Origin of the sequence: Seonamhaeicola sp. MEBiC01930 (genome assembly GCF_045277075.1) — a bacterium.
Taxonomy (GTDB): domain Bacteria; phylum Bacteroidota; class Bacteroidia; order Flavobacteriales; family Flavobacteriaceae; genus Seonamhaeicola.
Map to the genome: position 1 here is coordinate 769,231 of NZ_CP104270.1, position 20,476 is coordinate 789,706.

The 20,476-nt window shown below is 33.7% G+C and carries 34 protein-coding genes; 1 reads left to right on the forward strand and 33 read right to left on the reverse strand.

Annotated elements, in window-relative coordinates; genetic code table 11:
• Positions 1-63 precede the first annotated feature (63 nt).
• The 33 genes from carA to rpsL form a co-directional block, all read right to left on the reverse strand.
• Positions 64-1,167 carry a glutamine-hydrolyzing carbamoyl-phosphate synthase small subunit gene (gene carA / locus N1F78_RS03305; RefSeq protein WP_406684771.1) on the reverse strand — a complete coding sequence of 368 codons (1,104 nt, stop codon included), beginning with the start codon at positions 1,165-1,167 and terminating at the stop codon, positions 64-66.
• Between the two features lie 85 nt (positions 1,168-1,252).
• Complete coding sequence (gene rplQ / locus N1F78_RS03310) at positions 1,253-1,729, reverse strand: 50S ribosomal protein L17 (protein ID WP_406684772.1); 477 nt, start codon at positions 1,727-1,729, stop codon at positions 1,253-1,255.
• A gap of 72 nt (positions 1,730-1,801) precedes the next feature.
• Positions 1,802-2,794 carry a DNA-directed RNA polymerase subunit alpha gene (locus N1F78_RS03315; RefSeq protein WP_406684773.1) on the reverse strand — a complete coding sequence of 331 codons (993 nt, stop codon included), beginning with the start codon at positions 2,792-2,794 and terminating at the stop codon, positions 1,802-1,804.
• Between the two features lie 97 nt (positions 2,795-2,891).
• Positions 2,892-3,497 carry a 30S ribosomal protein S4 gene (rpsD, locus tag N1F78_RS03320; RefSeq protein WP_406684774.1) on the reverse strand — a complete coding sequence of 202 codons (606 nt, stop codon included), beginning with the start codon at positions 3,495-3,497 and terminating at the stop codon, positions 2,892-2,894.
• Between the two features lie 184 nt (positions 3,498-3,681).
• Positions 3,682-4,065: a 30S ribosomal protein S11 gene (rpsK, locus tag N1F78_RS03325; protein WP_406684775.1), complete on the reverse strand. Its 384-nt coding sequence runs from the start codon at positions 4,063-4,065 to the stop codon at positions 3,682-3,684.
• A 6-nt stretch (positions 4,066-4,071) separates the two neighbouring features.
• Entirely contained in the window at positions 4,072-4,440 is a 369-nt protein-coding gene (gene rpsM / locus N1F78_RS03330) for a 30S ribosomal protein S13 (RefSeq protein WP_406684776.1), read from the reverse strand.
• 103 nt (positions 4,441-4,543) lie between these two features.
• Positions 4,544-4,660: a type B 50S ribosomal protein L36 gene (gene ykgO / locus N1F78_RS03335; RefSeq protein ID WP_013305171.1), complete on the reverse strand. Its 117-nt coding sequence runs from the start codon at positions 4,658-4,660 to the stop codon at positions 4,544-4,546.
• Between the two features lie 4 nt (positions 4,661-4,664).
• Positions 4,665-4,880 (reverse strand): translation initiation factor IF-1, encoded by a 216-nt coding sequence (infA, locus tag N1F78_RS03340; RefSeq protein ID WP_007094967.1) that lies wholly within the window; start codon positions 4,878-4,880, stop codon positions 4,665-4,667.
• Positions 4,881-4,890: 10 nt separating this feature from the next.
• On the reverse strand, positions 4,891-6,237 hold the full coding sequence (secY, locus tag N1F78_RS03345) for a preprotein translocase subunit SecY (protein WP_406684777.1): 1,347 nt from the start codon (positions 6,235-6,237) through the stop codon (positions 4,891-4,893).
• A 15-nt stretch (positions 6,238-6,252) separates the two neighbouring features.
• Positions 6,253-6,705 (reverse strand): 50S ribosomal protein L15, encoded by a 453-nt coding sequence (gene rplO, locus N1F78_RS03350; RefSeq protein ID WP_406684778.1) that lies wholly within the window; start codon positions 6,703-6,705, stop codon positions 6,253-6,255.
• Positions 6,706-6,722: 17 nt separating this feature from the next.
• Positions 6,723-6,902, reverse strand: a complete 180-nt coding sequence (gene rpmD, locus N1F78_RS03355) for a 50S ribosomal protein L30 (protein ID WP_147767400.1) — start codon at positions 6,900-6,902, stop codon at positions 6,723-6,725.
• 14 nt (positions 6,903-6,916) lie between these two features.
• Positions 6,917-7,441, reverse strand: coding sequence for a 30S ribosomal protein S5 (gene rpsE, locus N1F78_RS03360; protein ID WP_116038977.1), 525 nt, complete (start codon positions 7,439-7,441; stop codon positions 6,917-6,919).
• Between the two features lie 6 nt (positions 7,442-7,447).
• Positions 7,448-7,804 carry a 50S ribosomal protein L18 gene (gene rplR / locus N1F78_RS03365; protein ID WP_406684779.1) on the reverse strand — a complete coding sequence of 119 codons (357 nt, stop codon included), beginning with the start codon at positions 7,802-7,804 and terminating at the stop codon, positions 7,448-7,450.
• 10 nt (positions 7,805-7,814) lie between these two features.
• The gene (gene rplF / locus N1F78_RS03370) at positions 7,815-8,357 is read right to left on the reverse strand and encodes a 50S ribosomal protein L6 (protein WP_406684780.1); all 543 of its coding nucleotides are present in this window, start codon (positions 8,355-8,357) and stop codon (positions 7,815-7,817) included.
• 15 nt (positions 8,358-8,372) lie between these two features.
• Positions 8,373-8,771: a 30S ribosomal protein S8 gene (rpsH, locus tag N1F78_RS03375; protein ID WP_147766301.1), complete on the reverse strand. Its 399-nt coding sequence runs from the start codon at positions 8,769-8,771 to the stop codon at positions 8,373-8,375.
• 72 nt (positions 8,772-8,843) lie between these two features.
• Positions 8,844-9,113 carry a 30S ribosomal protein S14 gene (gene rpsN, locus N1F78_RS03380; protein WP_147766300.1) on the reverse strand — a complete coding sequence of 90 codons (270 nt, stop codon included), beginning with the start codon at positions 9,111-9,113 and terminating at the stop codon, positions 8,844-8,846.
• Positions 9,114-9,116: 3 nt separating this feature from the next.
• Positions 9,117-9,668: a 50S ribosomal protein L5 gene (gene rplE / locus N1F78_RS03385; protein WP_406684781.1), complete on the reverse strand. Its 552-nt coding sequence runs from the start codon at positions 9,666-9,668 to the stop codon at positions 9,117-9,119.
• A 2-nt stretch (positions 9,669-9,670) separates the two neighbouring features.
• On the reverse strand, positions 9,671-9,982 hold the full coding sequence (gene rplX / locus N1F78_RS03390; protein WP_406684782.1) for a 50S ribosomal protein L24: 312 nt from the start codon (positions 9,980-9,982) through the stop codon (positions 9,671-9,673).
• Between the two features lie 12 nt (positions 9,983-9,994).
• Positions 9,995-10,363, reverse strand: a complete 369-nt coding sequence (rplN, locus tag N1F78_RS03395; RefSeq protein ID WP_406684783.1) for a 50S ribosomal protein L14 — start codon at positions 10,361-10,363, stop codon at positions 9,995-9,997.
• Positions 10,364-10,365: 2 nt separating this feature from the next.
• Positions 10,366-10,623, reverse strand: a complete 258-nt coding sequence (gene rpsQ, locus N1F78_RS03400; protein WP_139001948.1) for a 30S ribosomal protein S17 — start codon at positions 10,621-10,623, stop codon at positions 10,366-10,368.
• 12 nt (positions 10,624-10,635) lie between these two features.
• Positions 10,636-10,827 (reverse strand): 50S ribosomal protein L29, encoded by a 192-nt coding sequence (rpmC, locus tag N1F78_RS03405; protein ID WP_406684784.1) that lies wholly within the window; start codon positions 10,825-10,827, stop codon positions 10,636-10,638.
• 12 nt (positions 10,828-10,839) lie between these two features.
• Positions 10,840-11,259: a 50S ribosomal protein L16 gene (rplP, locus tag N1F78_RS03410; RefSeq protein WP_406684785.1), complete on the reverse strand. Its 420-nt coding sequence runs from the start codon at positions 11,257-11,259 to the stop codon at positions 10,840-10,842.
• Between the two features lie 21 nt (positions 11,260-11,280).
• Positions 11,281-11,994, reverse strand: a complete 714-nt coding sequence (rpsC, locus tag N1F78_RS03415) for a 30S ribosomal protein S3 (RefSeq protein WP_406684786.1) — start codon at positions 11,992-11,994, stop codon at positions 11,281-11,283.
• Positions 11,995-12,001: 7 nt separating this feature from the next.
• Complete coding sequence (gene rplV / locus N1F78_RS03420; protein WP_406684787.1) at positions 12,002-12,409, reverse strand: 50S ribosomal protein L22; 408 nt, start codon at positions 12,407-12,409, stop codon at positions 12,002-12,004.
• 5 nt (positions 12,410-12,414) lie between these two features.
• A complete protein-coding gene (gene rpsS / locus N1F78_RS03425) occupies positions 12,415-12,693 on the reverse strand; it encodes a 30S ribosomal protein S19 (protein ID WP_013869040.1) in 279 nt (92 codons plus the stop codon).
• Positions 12,694-12,696: 3 nt separating this feature from the next.
• Complete coding sequence (gene rplB, locus N1F78_RS03430; RefSeq protein ID WP_406684788.1) at positions 12,697-13,524, reverse strand: 50S ribosomal protein L2; 828 nt, start codon at positions 13,522-13,524, stop codon at positions 12,697-12,699.
• Positions 13,525-13,534: 10 nt separating this feature from the next.
• On the reverse strand, positions 13,535-13,825 hold the full coding sequence (rplW, locus tag N1F78_RS03435) for a 50S ribosomal protein L23 (protein WP_406684789.1): 291 nt from the start codon (positions 13,823-13,825) through the stop codon (positions 13,535-13,537).
• 7 nt (positions 13,826-13,832) lie between these two features.
• On the reverse strand, positions 13,833-14,462 hold the full coding sequence (rplD, locus tag N1F78_RS03440; protein WP_406684790.1) for a 50S ribosomal protein L4: 630 nt from the start codon (positions 14,460-14,462) through the stop codon (positions 13,833-13,835).
• On the reverse strand, positions 14,462-15,079 hold the full coding sequence (gene rplC, locus N1F78_RS03445) for a 50S ribosomal protein L3 (RefSeq protein WP_406684791.1): 618 nt from the start codon (positions 15,077-15,079) through the stop codon (positions 14,462-14,464). Before rplC ends, rplD begins: the two co-directional genes overlap by 1 nt.
• Positions 15,080-15,215: 136 nt before the next feature.
• Positions 15,216-15,521 (reverse strand): 30S ribosomal protein S10, encoded by a 306-nt coding sequence (gene rpsJ / locus N1F78_RS03450; RefSeq protein ID WP_007650482.1) that lies wholly within the window; start codon positions 15,519-15,521, stop codon positions 15,216-15,218.
• 11 nt (positions 15,522-15,532) lie between these two features.
• Positions 15,533-17,659, reverse strand: coding sequence for an elongation factor G (gene fusA / locus N1F78_RS03455; protein WP_406684792.1), 2,127 nt, complete (start codon positions 17,657-17,659; stop codon positions 15,533-15,535).
• Between the two features lie 3 nt (positions 17,660-17,662).
• Positions 17,663-18,139 carry a 30S ribosomal protein S7 gene (gene rpsG, locus N1F78_RS03460; protein ID WP_406684793.1) on the reverse strand — a complete coding sequence of 159 codons (477 nt, stop codon included), beginning with the start codon at positions 18,137-18,139 and terminating at the stop codon, positions 17,663-17,665.
• 19 nt (positions 18,140-18,158) lie between these two features.
• The gene (gene rpsL / locus N1F78_RS03465; protein WP_133357246.1) at positions 18,159-18,533 is read right to left on the reverse strand and encodes a 30S ribosomal protein S12; all 375 of its coding nucleotides are present in this window, start codon (positions 18,531-18,533) and stop codon (positions 18,159-18,161) included.
• Positions 18,534-18,713: 180 nt separating this feature from the next.
• Here rpsL and N1F78_RS03470 point away from each other — a divergent pair, with 180 nt between their 5' ends.
• Entirely contained in the window at positions 18,714-20,408 is a 1,695-nt protein-coding gene (locus tag N1F78_RS03470; protein WP_406684794.1) for a POTRA domain-containing protein, read from the forward strand.
• Positions 20,409-20,476: the final 68 nt, after the last annotated feature.

The following is a 20,476-nucleotide window of genomic DNA, read 5'->3' on the forward strand; positions in this document are numbered from 1 at the left end:
TATAACGTTTTAGTAAAATTTAAGTCTTAAAAAAGCAAACTCTTTAAGACTTAATTCCATTTATTATTTTTTTATATTTTCAATAAATTGATCAAACAAATAAGATGAATCATGTGGCCCTGGACTTGCTTCTGGGTGGTACTGAACAGAAAACACATTTTTATTCTTCATTGCCAATCCAGCTACTGTATCATCATTAAGATGCACATGCGTAACTTCTAATTCAGAATTTGATTCTGCATCTTCTCTATTCACAGCAAAACCGTGGTTTTGAGAGGTGATTTCACCTTTACCAGTCTTAAGATTTTTAACTGGGTGATTTATTCCTCTGTGTCCATTATACATTTTATATGTTGAAACCCCATTAGCTATGGCTATAACCTGATGCCCTAAACAAATACCAAATAAAGGTAAATCTCTTTTTATTATTTCCTTTGCTACTTCTTGGGCTTCTACTAAAGGTTCTGGATCTCCAGGGCCATTTGATAAAAAGTACCCGTCTGGATTAAATGCCTCTAAATCTTCAAACTTAGAATTGTATGGAAACACCTTAATATAAACATCTCTTTCTGCAATGTTTCTTAAAATGTTTTTCTTAATTCCTATATCTAACGCTGCTACTTTATAAGTTGCATTCTCATCACCAAAATAATAAGGTTCTTTTGTTGATACTTTGGAAGCCAACTCTAAACCTTCCATACTTGGTACATCAGCAAGTTGCTTTTTTAGCTCTTCAATATTATCAACATCTGTACTTATTACAGCGTTCATAGCACCGTGTTCTCTAATATAGCTTACTAGTGCTCTCGTATCAACATCTGAAATTGCCAGCAGGTTATTTTTATCTAAAAATTCTTCTAGAGAACTATCTGCAGCATCACGAGAATAATCATAGCTAAAGTTTTTAACAATTAAACCAGCTATTTTTATAGAATCAGATTCTACTTCCTCTACATTGGTTCCATAGTTTCCAATATGGGCATTGGTAGCTACCATAAGTTGCCCATAATATGATGGGTCTGTAAATATTTCTTGGTATCCCGTCATTCCAGTATTAAAACATACTTCACCAAATGCTGTACCTTGTTTACCTCCAACAGCTTTACCGTAAAAAATAGCGCCATCGGCTAAAAGCACTACGGCATCTTGTCTTTTTTGATATTTCATTTTAAAAAAAAGTTTTACAAAAATTCAAAAAAAAAGGATAAACTAAAAATAGTTTATCCTTAATATATTAAATGCTTATTAACATTTATTCTTCTTCTTCGTTAGTTGAAGCTTCTACTACAGGAGCAGCTACAGCTGGTTTGCTACCACCTCTTCTACTTCTTCTAGTAGTTTTCTTAGCTGGCTTATCTGCATTATAAATTTCATTATAATCTACAAGCTCAATCATAGCCATATCAGCATTATCACCTAAACGATTACCTAGTTTAATAATTCTTGTGTATCCACCAGGTCTATCTCCCACTTTTACAGCTACATCTCTAAACAACTCAGTTACAGCTTCCTTTTGTCTTAATTTACTAAAAACAAGACGTCTGTTATGCGTTGTATCTTCTTTAGACTTAGTTACTAAAGGCTCTACAAATTGCTTTAAAGCTTTTGCTTTAGCTACCGTTGTATTAATACGCTTATGCTCTATTAAAGAACATGCCATATTAGCCAACATAGCTTTTCTATGAGCTGTTTTTCTACCTAAGTGGTTAATTTTTTTTCCGTGTCTCATGACATTTGTTTTAAACCTCTATCTTGCTACAACTCTTCAGAGGAGCAAATTATAAAGGAGTTGAGTTATTAATTAATCTTTATCTAATTTATATTTACTTAAATCCATTCCGAAATTTAAACCTTTAACATTAACAAGCTCTTCAAGCTCAGTTAATGATTTTTTACCAAAGTTTCTGAACTTCATTAAATCGTTTTTATTGAATGACACTAAGTCTCCTAAAGTATCAACTTCTGCAGCTTTTAAACAATTAAGCGCACGAACAGATAAATCCATATCTATAAGCTTAGTTTTAAGCAACTGACGCATGTGTAATGATTCCTCATCATATGTTTCAGTTTGTGCAATTTCATCTGCTTCTAAAGTGATACGCTCATCAGAGAATAACATGAAGTGATGAATTAATGTTTTAGCAGCTTCTGTTAAAGCGTCTTGTGGTGTAATTGAACCATCTGTAATAATTTCAAAAACTAATTTTTCGTAATCAGTCTTTTGTTCTACACGATAGTTTTCAATACTATACTTAACGTTTTTTATTGGAGTATAAACTGAATCTGTAAAGATTGTTCCAACCGGTGCAGCAGCTTTTTTGTTCTCTTCTGCAGGAACATACCCTCTACCTTTTTCTATGGTAATTTCCATGTTAAGGTTTACTTTCGGGTCTAAGTTACAGATAACTAATTCTGTATTTAACACTTGAAACCCTGAAATAAACTTTTGAAAATCTCCAGCCGTAATTCTCTCTTGACCAGATATTGAAATAGAAACAGATTCGTTATCAATATCATCTATTTGTCTTTTAAAACGTAATTGTTTTAAGTTAAGAATAATTTCTGTTACATCTTCAACAACACCAGCAATTGCAGAAAACTCATGATCTACACCTTCTATTCTTATAGAAGTTATTGCAAACCCTTCTAAAGAAGATAATAATACTCTTCTTAATGCGTTACCTACTGTTAATCCATAACCAGGTTCTAAAGGACGAAATTCGAATTTCCCTTCAAAATCTGTTGAATCAATCATGATTACTTTGTCGGGCTTTTGAAAATTAAATACTGCCATTTTTTTTCTTCGTTTTAATTGTTATCTGGTTGCGCGGTTTAAAAGTTTGAAGAAATACTTACAAACCCTTTGGCCAAATACCAATATTATTAATTTATTATTTAGAGTATAATTCGACGATGAATTGCTCGTTAATGTTTTCCGGAATTTGAATTCTAGCTGGAACAGAAACATAAGTTCCTTGTTTAGTATCATTGTTCCAAGTAATCCATTCGTAAACACTAGATGAGTTAGCCAAAGAATTTTGGATAACTTCTAAAGATTTAGATTTCTCTCTTACTGCAACAACATCTCCAGCTTTTAATTGGTAAGAAGGAATATTTACTAATTCACCGTTTACAGTAATATGTCTGTGAGATACTAATTGTCTAGCACCACTTCTTGATGGAGCAACCCCCATTCTGAATACAACATTGTCTAATCTAGATTCACATAATTGTAAAAGCACCTCACCAGTAATACCCTGAGCGGCTCTTGCTTTTTTAAATAAACCTCTAAATTGACGTTCTAAAATACCGTAAGTATATTTAGCTTTTTGCTTTTCAGCTAATTGAATAGCGTACTCAGATTTTTTTCCACGTCTTCTGTTGTTTCCGTGTTGACCTGGAGGATAATTTCTTTTCTCAAAAGATTTATCTTCTCCAAAAATAGCTTCACCAAATTTTCTAGCTATTTTAGTTTTAGGACCAGTATATCTTGCCATTTTTAATTGTTTTTAAGAGTGGTTATGAATTAAGGTCTTAATCTTATCCTTCGATAACCATTTTTATCTCTTGTTGATACTTGTTATTAATTTTTTTCAGTCTGCAAATTTACGCAAAAAATTAATACCATCTGACAAACAGATGATATTAATTTATTACTTATAAAAATCACTTTTAAAGTGATTAAACTCTTCTTCTTTTAGGAGGTCTACACCCATTGTGTGGTAAAGGCGTAACATCAACAATTTCTGTTACTTCAATACCTGCATTGTGAATAGAACGGATAGCAGATTCTCTACCGTTTCCAGGTCCTTTAACATAAACTTTCACCTTTTTCAACCCAGCTTCTTGTGCCACTGCAGCAGCATCTTCAGCAGCTAATTGAGCCGCATAAGGTGTGTTTTTCTTAGATCCTCTAAATCCCATTTTACCAGCTGAAGACCATGATATAACATCGCCTTTTTTATTGGTAAGAGAAATGATAATATTATTGAAAGAAGCTGTAACGTGTGCTTCACCAACAGAATCAACAATAACTTTACGTTTTTTACTACTTGTCTTTGCCATGCTAAATTATGCTTTTTTCTTGTTAGCAACTGTTTTTCTTCTACCCTTTCTAGTTCTAGAGTTGTTCTTAGTACGTTGACCTCTTAAAGGTAATCCAGCTCTATGACGGATTCCTCTAAAACATCCAATATCCATTAAACGTTTAATGTTTAATTGAGTTTCAGAACGTAATTCACCCTCAATTGTAAAAGCTGAAACAGCTTCACGAATACCGCTTATTTGGTCATCGTTCCAATCTTGAACTTTAATGTTCTCATCAACCTTAGCCGTTGCTAAAATTTCTTTTGCTCTACTTTTACCTACACCGTAGATATAAGTTAAAGAGATCACGCCTCTTTTTTGTTTTGGTATGTCTACACCTGCAATTCTTGCCATATTGTTTTTAGTTTCTAGTATGTTAGCTTTTAGTTGTTAGAATCCTAAACATTTCTATTTCGAACAGATTCATCTAACGTCTAAAAAACTAATGACTCTTTTTTTAACCTTGTCTTTGTTTAAATCTAGGATTCTTTTTGTTTATAACGTAAAGTCTTCCTTTTCTACGCACTATTTTACAATCTGCGCTTCTTTTTTTAACTGATGCTCTTACTTTCATCTTGCTAGTATCTATAAGTTATACGAGCCTTAGTTAAATCGTAAGGACTCATTTCTAATTTTACTTTATCTCCTGGTAATAATTTAATGTAATGCATACGCATTTTACCAGAAATATGAGCAGTCACAATGTGACCATTCTCTAATTCAACACGAAACATAGCATTTGACAATGCTTCTATAATTGTTCCGTCTTGTTCTATTGCTGCTTGTTTTGCCATAGTATAATAATTAAGCTATTGCTTTTCTATTTTTACCCGTTTTCATCAAGCCATCATAATGTCTATTTAACAAGTATGAATTCACTTGCTGCATAGTATCAATTGCAACTCCAACCATAATTAATAACGATGTACCTCCGAAAAATAATGCCCATCCTTGACTTACATCCATAAGCTTAACAATAAATGCCGGGAACACAGCTATTAATGCTAAAAATACAGAACCAGGTAAAGTGATTTGTGACATTATCTTATCTAAATATTCAGCTGTTTCAGAACCTGGACGAATTCCAGGAATAAAACCTCCACTACGTTTTAAATCATCAGCCATTTTATTGGTTGGTACAGTGATTGCCGTATAAAAATATGTAAATACTATAATTAATAATGCAAAAACCAAATTATACCAGAAACCAAAAATATCTGCAAAATTAGTTTGTAACCATGCTCCAGTAGCAGTATCCTTTAAGAACCCTGAACCACCGATAAGACCAGGAACAAACATAATAGCCTGTGCAAATATAATAGGCATTACTCCTGATGCATTAAGCTTTAATGGAATGTATTGTCTTGAACCACCTGCAGCAGCTTTTTCATAACCACCAGAAGCTGTTCTTCTTGCATATTGTACAGCTATTTTTCTAACAGCCATAACCAACATAATTGAAGCCAAAATAATAACAAACCAAATAACCAATTCAAAAAGAATAAGCATTACGTTGTTACCTTCCATTCTAGCTGCAGCATTTTGAAGGAATGATTGTGGTAATGTAGCAATAATACCAACCATTATTAGCAATGAAATACCATTACCAATACCTTTATCTGTGATTTTTTCACCTAACCACATGGCAAATATACACCCTGTAACTAATATACTAATTGATGAAAAATAGAATAAAGGTCCCGTTCCTAATAAGAACGCACTTTGTGGTACTCCCAAGCTAGGTAAACTTGCTAAATATGCTGGTGATTGAAACAAACATATTGCAATGGTTAACCAACGTGTAATCTGAGTGATTTTTTTCTGACCACTAGCACCTTCTTTCTGCAGTTTTTGCAAATACGGTATAGCAATACCCATTAATTGTACAACAATAGAAGCAGAAATGTATGGCATAATACCCAAAGCAAAAACTGATGCCCTTGATAAAGCTCCACCTGTAAATGCACTAAGTATACCTAGAATTCCCGTTTCGGTATTAGCTCCAAGTTCAGCCAGTTGACTTGCATCAACACCAGGAAGTGTTACTTGAGTACCAAAACGATATACTAACAACAGACCAAGTGTAACTATGATTCTGTTTCTTAGCTCTTCTATTTTCCAAACATTTTTTATTGATTCTATAAATTTCATACTAATAATAAGGTCTTATAATGTTACAGCTTCTCCTCCGGCAGCTTCAATAGCAGCTTTTGCTGAAGCAGTAAATTTATGAGCAGATACTGTTAATTTAGCTTTTAATTCTCCTCTACCTAAAATTTTAACTAGTTCATTTTTACCAGCTAATCTGTTAGATAAAATAGCCTCTAAGTCTAAAGTATCTTTAATTTTCTTATCGTCAACCAATTGTTGTAAAGTATCTAAATTGATCCCTTGATACTCAACACGGTTGATGTTTTTAAAACCAAATTTAGGAACACGTCTTTGAATTGGCATTTGACCACCTTCAAATCCTAGTTTCTTAGAATAACCAGAACGCGACTTAGCTCCTTTGTGACCACGTGTAGCAGTACCACCTTTTCCAGAACCTTGTCCTCTACCTACTCTTTTACCTTGATTTTTTACTGAACCTTCTGCAGGTTTTAAATTACTTAAATCCATTTTCAGTTTTATATTATTTAAGCTTCTTCAACAGAAACTAAATGTGAAACTTTAGCAATCATACCAAGAATATTTGGTGTTGCATCATGCTCTTTTACTTGTCCAATCTTTTTAAGACCAAGAGCTTCTAAAGTTCTTTTTTGTCTTTGCGTACGATTGATTGCGCTTTTAACTTTTGTTACTTTAATTTTTCCCATGATTGATCTTAAAATTAAGCGTTAAAAACTTTTTCAAGAGAAATACCTCTATCTTTTGCAATAGTGTTAGCATCTCTTAATTGTAATAAAGCATCAAATGTAGCTTTAACAACGTTATGAGGGTTAGAAGATCCTTGAGATTTTGATAATACATCATGTACTCCAACAGCCTCTAAAACCGTTCTTACCGCACCACCTGCTATAACTCCTGTACCAGGTGCAGCTGGGATAATGTTAACTCTAGCTCCACCATATTTTCCTTTTTGCTCATGTGGCAAAGTACCTTTTCTAATAGGAATACGAACAAGGTTTTTCTTAGCGTCTTCTACTGCTTTTGCAATTGCACTTGCAACATCTTTAGATTTACCTAAACCTTGACCTACAACTCCAGCTTCATCACCAACAACAACTATTGCTGAGAAACCAAAAGCTCTACCACCTTTAGTTACTTTAGTAACTCTTTGTACACCAACTAAACGATCTTTAAGATCTAATCCACCTGGTTTTACTAATTCTGCGCTTTTATAATTTTGATACATAATTTCTTAAAATTTTAATCCAGCTTCTCTAGCACCTTCAGCTAATGATTTTACTCTACCGTGATATAAATACCCACCTCTATCAAAAGCAATAGTTTCTACACCAGCTTTTAAAGCTTTTTCAGCAACAGACTTTCCTACTAATTTAGCAGTTTCAGACTTGTTTGCCTTAGCAGAATCAATGTCTTTATCTCTTGAAGATGCAGCGCTTATAGTTTTACCAGAAACGTCATCTATAATTTGAGCGTAAATTTCTTTATTACTTCTAAAAACAGTTAATCTTGGTCTTGTTTCTGTTCCAGAAACTACCTTACGGATTCTGTTTTTTATCCTTTGTCTTCTTTGGTTCTTTGTTAATGCCATAACTTACTTATTAAGCTGATTTACCTGCTTTTCTTCTTATTTCTTCACCAACAAACTTGATACCTTTACCTTTATATGGTTCTGGCTTTCTGAAACCACGAATCTTTGCAGCTACTTGACCTACAAGTTGTTTATCATGAGAAGTTAACTTAACTATTGGGTTTTTTCCTTTTTCACTTATTGTTTCAACTTTAACTTCTGGAGCTAAGCTTAAAACAATATTATGAGAAAAACCTAAAGCTAAATCAAGTTTTTGTCCTTGGTTACTTGCTCTATAACCTACACCTACTAACTCTAATTCTTTAGTAAAACCTTTAGACACACCTTCAATCATATTATTAACTAAAGATCTATATAAACCATGTTTTGCCTTACTTTCCTTATCATCCGCTGAACGTGTAACATAAACATTACCTTCTTCAACTTTAATACCTACAGTGTCAAACTCTTGAGATAACTCTCCCAATTTTCCTTTAACTGTAATTACGTTATCTTTTACTTCTACTGTAACTCCTTCCGAAATTGCAACAGGGTTATTTCCAATTCTACTCATTTCTTTCTCCCTTTTTTAGTAAACGTAACATAAAACTTCACCACCTACATTATCTCTTTTTGCTTGTTTACCAGTCATTACTCCATGAGAAGTAGAAACAATAGCAATACCAAGACCATTAAGAATTCTAGGTAATTCATTAGCACCAGCATACTTACGTAAACCTGGTTTACTTATTCTCTGAATCTTCTTGATTACAGGCTCTTTAGTTACACTGTTATACTTAAGTGCAATTTTGATAGTACCTTGAGTAGTAGAATCATCAAATTTATAACTTAAAATATATCCTTGTTCGAATAATATTTTAGTCATGTCTTTCTTTAAATTAGAAGCAGGAATCTCAACCACTCTATGGTTAGCACGCACTGCGTTTCTAATTCTTGTCAAAAAATCCGCAATTGGATCTGAGTACATAATTAATTGATTTTGCGATTTTGGTTTTCGATGTTGGTGACCGAACCTTAAACCTGATTATTTATAATAATATTACCAACTAGCTTTTCTAACTCCAGGGATAAGACCTTGATTGGCCATTTCTCTAAATGTTACACGAGAAATACCAAAAGTTCTCATATACCCTTTAGGTCTTCCAGTTAATTTACATCTATTATGCATACGAATAGGTGAAGCATTTTTTGGCAACTTTTGTAATGCCTCATAATCTCCAGCTTCTTTTAAAGCCTTACGTTTTGCTGCATACTTAGCTACTGTTTTAGCTCTTTTTACCTCACGGGCTTTCATTGATTCTTTAGCCATATCTTAATTCTTTTTAAAAGGTAACCCTAATTCAGTTAATAATGATTTTGCTTCTTTATCTGTAGCGGCTGTCGTTACAAATGTAATATCCATACCAGAAATCTTGTTCACCTTATCAATGTTAATTTCTGGGAAAATGATTTGTTCAGTAACTCCTAAGTTGTAATTACCTCTTCCGTCAAAACCTGTAGCTTTAATTCCGTTAAAATCTCTTACACGAGGTAAAGCAGATGTTACTAAACGATCTAAAAACTCATACATTCTTTCTCCGCGTAAAGTTACTTTAGCTCCAATTGGCATACCTTTACGTAATTTAAATGAGGCAACATCTTTTTTAGATATTGTTGCAACAGCTTTTTGTCCAGAAATAGTAGTTAACTCCTCTAAAGCGTAGTCAATTAACTTTTTATCTGCAACAGCTGCACCCACACCTTTAGATATTACTATCTTTTCTAATTTAGGAACTTGCATTACATTGTTGTATGCAAATTCTTCTGTAAGAGCTGCAATTATTCTGCTTTTATACTCTTCTTTAAGTCTTGGTGAATATGCCATAACTATATTACTTCATTAGATTTTACTGAAAATCTCACTTTCTTATCGCCTTCAACTCTATATCCAACTCTTGTTGTTTCTCCAGATGAAGTTAACAACGATAAGTTTGAAATATGAATTGGTGCTTCTTTCTCTACAATTCCACCTTGAGGATTTTGTGCACTTGGTTTAGTATGTTTCTTAACCATATTTACACCCTCAACAATGGCTTTGTTTGTATCTTTTAATACTTTTTGTACTTTACCTTCAGATCCTTTGTGGTCTCCAGCAATTACTTTTACAGTATCTCCCGATTTAATTTTAAGCTTTGTCATCTTAATAATGTATTAAAGCACCTCTGGTGCTAATGATACAATCTTCATGAATTGTTTATCACGAAGTTCTCTTGCAACAGGACCAAATACACGTGTACCTCTCATCTCACCTGTAGGGTTTAATAATACACATGCGTTATCATCAAATCTTATATAAGATCCATCTGGTCTTCTTACTTCCTTTACAGTACGCACTACAACAGCTGTAGAAACAGCTTTTTTCTTAATGTTTCCATTAGGAGTTGCATCTTTTACAGAAACAACCACTTTGTCTCCAACAGAAGCGTATCTTCTTTTAGTACCACCTAACACACGAATAACTAAAACCTCTTTAGCTCCGGTATTATCTGCTACTTTTAATCTTGATTCTTGTTGTACCATAATTACTTAGCTCTTTCAATTATTTCAACTAATCTCCAACATTTAGATTTACTTAAAGGACGAGTTTCCATAATCCTTACAGTATCACCTTCGTTGCAGTCGTTTTGTTCATCGTGTGCCACGTACTTTTTCGTTTTTAAAACGAATTTTCCATACATAGGGTGCTTTACTTTTTTAACCTCAGAAACCACAATTGATTTCTGCATTTTGTTACTAGTAACAACTCCTATACGTTCTTTTCTTAAATTTCTTGTTTCCATCTTTCAGCAGAATTATTGTATTTCTCTTTTAGTTAATTCTGTCGCAATTCTAGCTACAGATCTTCTTACAGAACGTAATTGAATTGGATTTTCTAAAGGAGATATTGCATGAGCCAATTTTAGGTCTGAATAACTTTTTTTAGTCTCACTAAGTTTTTCTTGTAACTCAGCTGTAGATAATTCTTTAATTTCTGATTGTTTCATAATATTAATAAATTATGCTTCGTAATCGCGAGCAATTATAAACTTAGTTTTTACTGGTAATTTTTGAGCTGCTAAACGTAATGCTTCTTTAGCTACGTCTAATGGCACACCACCAATTTCAAATAAAACTCTTCCTGGTTTCACAACAGCTACCCAATATTCTACAGCACCTTTACCTTTACCCATACGTACTTCAAGAGGTTTCTTTGTAATAGGCTTGTCTGGAAATATTTTAATCCAAAGCGAACCCTCTCTTTTCATGTAACGAGTAGCAGCAATACGTGCAGCTTCTATTTGACGTGCAGTTATAAACTTAGAATCTAATGCTTTTATACCGAAAGTTCCGTTTGAAAGTTGATTTCCTCTTTGAGAAATCCCCTTCATACGTCCCTTCTGTTGCTTACGAAATTTTGTTCTTTTAGGCTGTAACATGTTTCTTTACTTTATAAAAAATTACTTTCTACGACGAGGGTTTTTGTTTCCACGTCCACCACCTTTTCCTTGCTTCTTAGATAAACCAACAAGCGGAGAAAGCTCTCTTTTACCATATACTTCACCTTTCATGATCCATACTTTAACACCCAATCTACCATAAGTAGTGTGCGCTTCAACTAAAGCATAATCAATATCGGCTCTAAAGGTTGATAAAGGAATACGTCCTTCTTTATAGTGCTCTGAACGTGCCATTTCAGCTCCGTTTAAACGACCACTAATTTGAATCTTTATTCCTTCAGCATTCATACGCATTGTAGCAGCAATTGCCATTTTTATTGCACGACGATACGAAATACGGTTCTCTATTTGACGAGCAATACTTGACGCTACTAAATTTGCATCTAGTTCAGGTCTTTTAATTTCAAAGATGTTAATCTGAACTTCTTTTCCAGTAATCTTTTTAAGCTCTTCTTTTAACTTGTCTACCTCTTGACCGCCTTTACCAATTATGATACCTGGACGAGCCGTTGTGATAGTAACGGTTACAAGTTTTAAAGTTCTCTCAATAATTACTCTACTAACACTAGCTTTAGATAAACGCGCGTGAACGTATTTTCTAATCTTATCGTCTTCGGCAAGTTTATCACCATAATCGTTTCCTCCGTACCAGTTAGATTCCCATCCTCTGATAATTCCTAAGCGATTCCCGACTGGATTTGTTTTTTGTCCCATACTGTTATTAAGCTTGTGTGTTATTGTTAGCTCCAACCACTAATGTTACATGGTTAGAACGTTTTCTAATTCTGTGTGCACGACCTTGAGGAGCCGGACGTAATCTTTTTAACATAGATCCTCCGTCAACTCTAATCTCCTTTACAAATAATTCAGCCGACTCTACATCTGCATCTTCGTTTTTAGATTGCCAGTTAGCAATTGCAGAAAGTAATAACTTTTCTAAACGATTAGATGCTTCCTTTTGACTAAATTTTAAAATATTAAGTGCTTTATCTACTTTTTCACCTCTTACTAAATCAGCTACTAAACGCATTTTTCTTGGTGACGTAGGACAGTTATTAAGTTTAGCAAAAGCTATATGCTTTTTACTTTCCTTAATAGCGTCTGCCATTTGTTTTTTACGACTTCCCATAGCTCTTATTTTTTACCTTTATTTTTAGCACCTGCATGTCCACGGAATGAACGTGTTGGTGAAAACTCTCCTAATTTATGACCTACCATGTTTTCAGTTACATAAACTGGTACAAATTGACGGCCATTGTGTACTGCTATAGTTTGCCCTACAAAATCAGGAGTAATCATACTTGCTCTAGACCAAGTTTTGATAACTGTTTTTTTGTTAGCTTCAACGTTAGCAGCCACTTTTCTTTCTAACTTATAATGAACGTAAGGTCCTTTTTTTAATGATCTTGCCATGTCTTATTTCTTTCTACGTTCTACAATATATTTATTACTAGCTTTTGTTTTAGAACGGGTTCTGAAACCTTTAGCAGGTATACCGTTTCTAGAACGTGGGTGACCACCAGATGATTTTCCTTCACCACCACCCATTGGATGATCTACTGGATTCATTACTACTGGTCTAGTTCTTGGTCTTCGACCTAACCATCTTGTTCTACCTGCTTTACCAGACACTAACAATTGATGATCTGAATTAGAAACAACCCCTATAGTTGCCAAACAATTTGCAAGAACTAATCTTGTTTCACCAGATGGCAATTTAATAGTGGCAAACTTTCCATCTCTTGCCATTAATTGAGCAAATGCTCCAGCACTACGTGCCATAACAGCACCTTGACCTGGTCGTAACTCAACACAAGAAATAATTGTTCCTAATGGAATTTGACTTAAAGGCATTGCATTACCTATTTCTGGAGCAATTCCTTCGTTACCAGACACAACATTTTGCCCAACTTGTAAACCATTTTGAGCAATAATGTAACGCTTCTCGCCATCTTGATAATTCAATAAAGCAATAAAAGCTGATCTGTTTGGATCGTATTCTATTGTTTTAACCTCAGCTGGAACTCCAGTTTTGTTACGTTTAAAATCAATAATACGATACTTCTTCTTATGACCTCCACCTTTATAGCGCATGGTCATTTTTCCCTGACTGTTTCTACCACCTGAACGTTTTTTCGGAGCTAATAAACTTTTCTCCGGCTTATCAGTAGTAATGGCGTCAAATCCATTTACTACTCTAAATCGCTGTCCTGGTGTGATTGGTTTTAATTTTCTTACTGACATTTTTGTCTAATTACATATTAGCGTATAAATCAATCATCTCACCTTCCGCCAGTTGTACAATTGCCTTTTTAACAGCATTTGTTTTACCATGTTGAATACCAGTTTTTGTGTACTTGGTACTACGATCTGGACGGACATTTATAGTACGAACTTTTTCAACAGAAACACCATAAGTAGCCTCTACAGCTTTTTTGATTTCCACCTTGTTCGCCTTCGTATTCACCGCGAAAGTATAGCAGTTTCTTAACTCGCTATCTGCAGTCGCTTTTTCCGTGATTATAGGTTTAATTAAGATACTCATCTGTTTCTTATTTACTTAAGTTAGATTCAATTCCTTCTAAAGCACCTTCTAAAAGCACTATTTGATTTGCATTCAAAATTTTATAAGTGCTTAATTCTGTGTTAGTTACAACTTCAGAACCATTTAAATTGCGCGATGACAAATATACGTTATTATTTGACCCACCCAACACGAATAAAGATTTTTTGTTTTCTAAATCTAAAGCCTTTAAAACAGCACTAAAGTTTTTTGTTTTAGGAGCATCAAAATTGAAGTCTTCTAAAACAGTAATTGCTTTTTCTCCTGCTTTAATACTTAAGGCAGATTTACGTGCTAAACGCTTTAAATTTTTATTAAGTTTAAAGTTGTAATTTCTTGGTCTTGGACCAAACATACGTCCACCACCTTTAAAAACACCCGACTTAATACTACCAGCTCTTGCTGTACCAGTTCCTTTTTGCTTCTTAATCTTACGAGTACTACCAGTAATCTCACCTCTTTCTTTAGATTTGTGAGTACCTTGTCTTTGGTTAGCTAAGTATTGCTTAACATCCAAATATACAGCATGATTATTAGGCTCAATAGCATACACCTCTTTAGAAAGCTCCGCTTTTCTACCAGTGTCTTTTCCGTTTATATCTAAAACTGCTACTTTCATTACTTCTGAATAATTACATAAGAATTTTTATGTCCAGGCACACAACCTTTCACAACAAGTAAGTTCTTTTCAGCAACTACTTTTAAAACTCTTAAATTTTGAACTTTCACTTTTTCGCCACCCATTCTTCCGGCCATTTTCATTCCTTTAAATACTCTAGCAGGATATGAAGCAGCTCCAATAGAACCAGGCGCTCTTAAACGGTTATGTTGACCGTGAGTAGCTTGACCTACACCACCAAATCCGTGACGTTTTACAACACCTTGAAATCCTTTTCCTTTAGATGTACCTGCAATATCAACAAATTCACCTTCAGCAAAATGTTCAACAGTTATTGCATCTCCTAATTTGTACTCCTCATCAAAACCTTTAAATTCAGCAACTTTGCGCTTTACAGAAGTACCTGCCTTTTTAGCATGACCTAAGTCTGCTTTAGTAGCACTTTTTTCTGTCGCGTCATCGAAACCTAATTGAACAGCTTCATAGCCATCAACCTCTTCAGTTCTGACTTGGGTAACGATACATGGTCCAGCTTCGATTACAGTACAAGGAATGTTTTTCCCGTTTTCATCAAAGATGCTGGTCATACCGATTTTTTTTCCAATTAACCCAGACATAATTATTTATTTAATTTATTTACTTATTTAAAAAATTTCAGGGACAAAATACCTTTCGTCCCTGAAATGTATTTTTCCGTTTTTCCCGCGACCACATCGGTGGGACATGTAACTTCCTGCAAAACAGGAAATATAACTATACTTTAATCTCTACTTCAACACCACTTGGTAACTCAAGTTTCATTAACGCATCAATAGTTTTTGATGACGAAGAGTAGATATCCAATAATCTCTTATAAGAAGATAATTGAAATTGCTCTCTTGATTTCTTGTTTACGTGTGGAGAACGTAAAACAGTAAAAATTTTCTTGTGAGTTGGTAAAGGAATTGGCCCAGTTACTACAGCTCCAGTACTTTTTACAGTTTTTACAATCTTATCAGCAGACTTATCTACTAAATTGTGATCGTAAGATTTTAATTTTATTCTGATTTTTTGACTCATTTTCTTAGATTTTAAGCTTCAATGCCTTTAGCTGCTTTTATTACTTCCTCAGATATGTTAGAAGGAGTTTCAGCATAGTGTGAAAATTCCATTGTTGATGTTGCACGACCTGAAGACAATGTTCTTAATGTCGTTACATATCCAAACATTTCAGATAATGGCACTGTTGCTTTTACAGTTTTAGCACCTGCTCTATCTCCCATGTCACTTACTTGACCTCTTCTTCTATTTAAATCACCTACAATATCACCCATATTTTCTTCAGGAGTAATTACCTCAAGTTTCATAATAGGTTCCATTATTACAGCTTTAGCAGCTTTAGAAGCAGCTTTGAATCCAAGTTTTGCTGCCAATTCGAAAGATAACTGATCCGAATCTACATCATGGTAAGAACCATCAGTTAATGTAACTTTCATAGCATCAACTTCATATCCTGCCAATGGACCATTTACCATAGCCATTTTGAATCCTTTTTCTACAGAAGGAACAAATTCCTTAGGAACGTTACCACCCTTAATTACAGATTCAAACTGTAATCCGGTAGCACCTTCATCGGCCGGTTCAATAGTAAATACAATATCAGCAAATTTACCACGTCCACCAGATTGCTTCTTATAAACTTCTCTGTGCTCTGCACGTTGAGTAATAGCTTCTTTGTATTCAACTTGTGGTTGACCTTGGTTAACCTCAACCTTAAACTCACGCTTAAGACGATCAACAATAATATCTAAGTGAAGCTCACCCATTCCAGAAATAATAGTCTGTCCTGAAGCTTCATCAGTTCTTGCAGTAAATGTTGGATCTTCTTCTGCTAATTTTGCCAAAGACATACCCAATTTATCAACATCTGCTTTAGTTTTAGGCTCAACCGCAATACCAATAACTGGATCTGGGAAGTCCATAGATTCTAAAACAATTGGATTCTTCTCGTCAGATAAAGTATCACCTGTTTTAATATCTTTAAAACCTACAGCTGCTCCAATATCTCCAGCTTCAATATACTCAATAGCATTTTGCTTGTTAGAGTGCATTTGGTAAATACGAGAGATACGTTCTTTTTTTCCTGAGCGATTATTCAACACATAAGAACCAGCATCTAAACGACCAGAGTATGCTCTAAAGAATGCTAAACGACCTACAAATGGATCTGTCGCAATTTTAAAAGCTAAAGCTGCAAAAGGATCTTTTGCATCTGGCTTACGAACAGCTTCTTCTCCGGTTTGTGGATTTGTACCTACAATATTATCTCTATCTGTTGGAGATGGTAAGTAACGACAAACGGCATCTAATAAGAACTGAACACCTTTATTTTTGAAAGCAGAACCACAAATCATTGGAATGATAGCCATATCCATTACAGCAGCTCTAAGTGCAGCATGCACTTCCTCTTCTGTAATAGAATCTTCATCTTCCATGAATTTTTCTAATAAGTTCTCATCGTAAGTTGCAACTTCTTCTATTAAAAGTGCACGGTATTTACGCGCTTCTTCTTTTAAATCTTCCGGAATCTCAATAACATCAAAAGTAGCCCCTTGTGTTTCGTCATGCCATACTATAGCACGGTTTTTCACTAAATCGATAATTCCTTTAAAGTCCGCCTCATCACCAATATTCAATACAATTGGCACTGCGTTAGACTTCAACATATCTTTTACTTGTTGACAAACACCTAAAAAGTTAGATCCTTGACGGTCCATTTTATTAACAAAACCAATTCTAGGAACTTTATAGTTATCGGCTAGTCTCCAGTTAGTTTCAGATTGTGGCTCAACACCATCAACTGCACTAAATAAGAATACTAACCCATCAAGAACACGTAAAGAACGGTTTACTTCAACCGTAAAATCAACGTGACCTGGAGTATCAATTATATTAAAATGATATCCTTTAGTATCTGGAGTTGGTTGCCCATTTTCAATTGGGAATTTCCACTCACAAGTTGTAGCCGCAGAGGTAATAGTAATACCACGCTCTTGCTCTTGCTCCATCCAGTCCATTGTAGCAGCACCATCATGTACTTCTCCAATTTTGTGAGATACTCCTGTATAATAAAGAATACGTTCTGTAGTAGTAGTTTTTCCTGCATCAATATGTGCAGCAATACCTATGTTTCTTGTAAATTTTAAATCTCTAGCCATTTCTTAAAATCTAAAGTGAGAGAATGCTTTATTAGCTTCCGCCATTTTATGAGTATCAACTCTTTTCTTAACCGCTGCTCCTTCTTCTTTAGCTGCTGCTAAAATTTCTGAGGCTAATTTTTGTGCCATAGATTTTTCATTACGCTTTCTAGCATAACTAATTAACCATTTCATGGCTGTAGAAATTTTACGATCTGGACGAATCTGCATTGGAATTTGAAATGTTGCACCACCAACACGACGGCTACGCACTTCTACGTGCGGCATCACATTAGATAAAGCATCTTTCCAAAGCTCTAAAGCTGTCTTCTCTTCGTCTGTTTTTTTAGCATCTACAATATCAATTGCATCATAGAATACTTTGAACGCTACAGACTTCTTACCATCCCACATCATGTTATTAACAAAACGTGTTACCAATTGATCGTTAAATCTTGGATCCGGTAAAAGTGGTCTTTTTTTCGCTGCTCTTTTTCTCATGTCTTTTCTTAAAGTTTAATTACTTTTTAGGGCGTTTTGCACCATACTTAGATCTACGTTGGGTTCTTCCAGCAACACCTGCTGTATCTAAAGCCCCACGAACAACGTGATACCTAACTCCTGGTAAATCTTTTACCCTTCCACCTCTAACCAATACTATCGAGTGCTCTTGTAGATTATGTCCTTCTCCACCAATGTATGCATTAACCTCGTTACCGTTTGTTAAACGAACCCTTGCTACCTTACGCATTGCTGAGTTAGGTTTTTTAGGAGTTGTTGTGTAAACACGAGTACACACACCACGTCTTTGCGGACAAGAATCTAAAGCAGCCGATTTACTCTTCTTGGTTATTTTGGCTCTTCCTGTTCTTACTAATTGCGAAATTGTTGGCATATATAATTATTATATAAATTTAAAATCCTCTTCTTAGAGGGCTGCAAAGGTAGAAATTAAAATGAATAATTCAAATCCTAATTCATTAATTTTCAAGGGAATTTAAAATTATAGCCAAAAGCCATATTATAACTGTGGTTTTTCCGTTAGATTTACAAAAAAAACAACCCTATTTTTTACGTGAAGAAAAGCGCCTTCTTTATATTTTATATTTTTTTACTTCTTTCTGGAAAAGTTTTTGGGCAAAATTTTAAATTAAAAATTACAGGTAACAGTCCTGAAGAAACACTTTCAATTGATTCTTTAAATTACTTAAAAACCCATAAAGACTATATCTCAATTAAAGCAGAAATAGATTCTATCCAAAATCAATTATCTAAAAAAGGATACATAGAAAATCAGTTAACTGAATTAAAACAAATAAAGGACGATACATATAGTGCAACTTTTACATTAAAGAAAAAATTTAAACTTATACATATATATTATAATGACTCTTTAATTTCAAAATCCATTATAAATCTTGTAACAAAAAATATCACTGAACACTATTTTATTTTAAATTTTCAAGAAATTGAAAATACCCTATCCTTCCTTAATTCAAAACTCACTGAAAAAGGAAACCCTTTTTCAAAACTAAAATTGTCTGAAATTAAATTAAAAAACAGCAACACCTTAAGCGCTAAACTCCTAATAAGCCCTAACGAGAAAAAAAGAACTATCAGCAAAATAATCATTAAAGGATATGAGAAGTTTCCAAAATCCTACCTTAAACATTATCTAAAAATAAAAACAGCACAGGTTTTCGATCTAAATAAAATTAAAAACAAAACCGAAAATTTAAACAATCTAAGATTTGCAAGCCAAACAAAACCTCCTGAAGTTCTTTTCTCTAAAGACTCCTCAACAATCTACTTATACTTAAAAAAAGAACAAAACAATTCTTTTGACGGTTTTTTAGGGTTTGGCACCAATGAAGAAACCAATAAAATAGAATTTGATGGGTATTTAGATTTTAGCCTAATTAACAATTTAGATTTTGGAGAATCTTTCAAGCTTCTTTATAAAAGTGACAAGAACAACCAAAAGACATTTCGCAGCAATCTAACACTACCCTATATATTCAAAACACCTATTGGCATAAATCTATCTCTTAACATTTTCAAAAAAGACTCTTCTTTTACAACTGTGAATCAATTTGCTAAACTTCATTATCAAATAAATTCTAAAAACAAAGTATATTCTGGAATACTATATGAAGAGTCAAACAACTTATTAAATGAAAATAACCCGACCTCAATTCTTGACTACAAAAAAAACTTCCTGTCGTTATCATATGAATTCACTAAACCAATAATCAACAACAGACTCTTCCCTATTAAGTCTTATTTATATGTAGAAACAAATTTTGGAAATAGAAAAAGTGAAGAACAAAACCAGAAACAATCATTGCTCAACATACATGCTTATAACATATTTAATCTAAATAATAAGAATAGTTTATATTTTGAAATAAACGGTGCAACAATAAATTCCGATTCATACTTCGAAAATGAACTTTTAAGATTTGGTGGTATAAATTCTATTCGCGGATTTGAAGAAAATAGTTTATACGCCACATTATTTGGTGTAATTAACTCAGAATACAGATTTAAACTTAATAACTCAATTTACTTACACACTGTAATTGATGCTGCTTATTATGAGAATAAAATTTTAAGTTTAAGTAAAAAACTATTTGGCTACGGCTTCGGCTTTGGCATTAACACCAAATCAGGGTTGTTTAAACTAAACTATGCCAATGGGAAAAGTGAGGACCAACAATTTAAACTTTCCAATTCAAAGGTTCATATTAGTCTAACTACAATTTTTTAGAAAAAAACTATTTATTCACTAAAATTTCTAACCAAAAAATTTCATTTCGTTTAATTTTTAACCCAAAA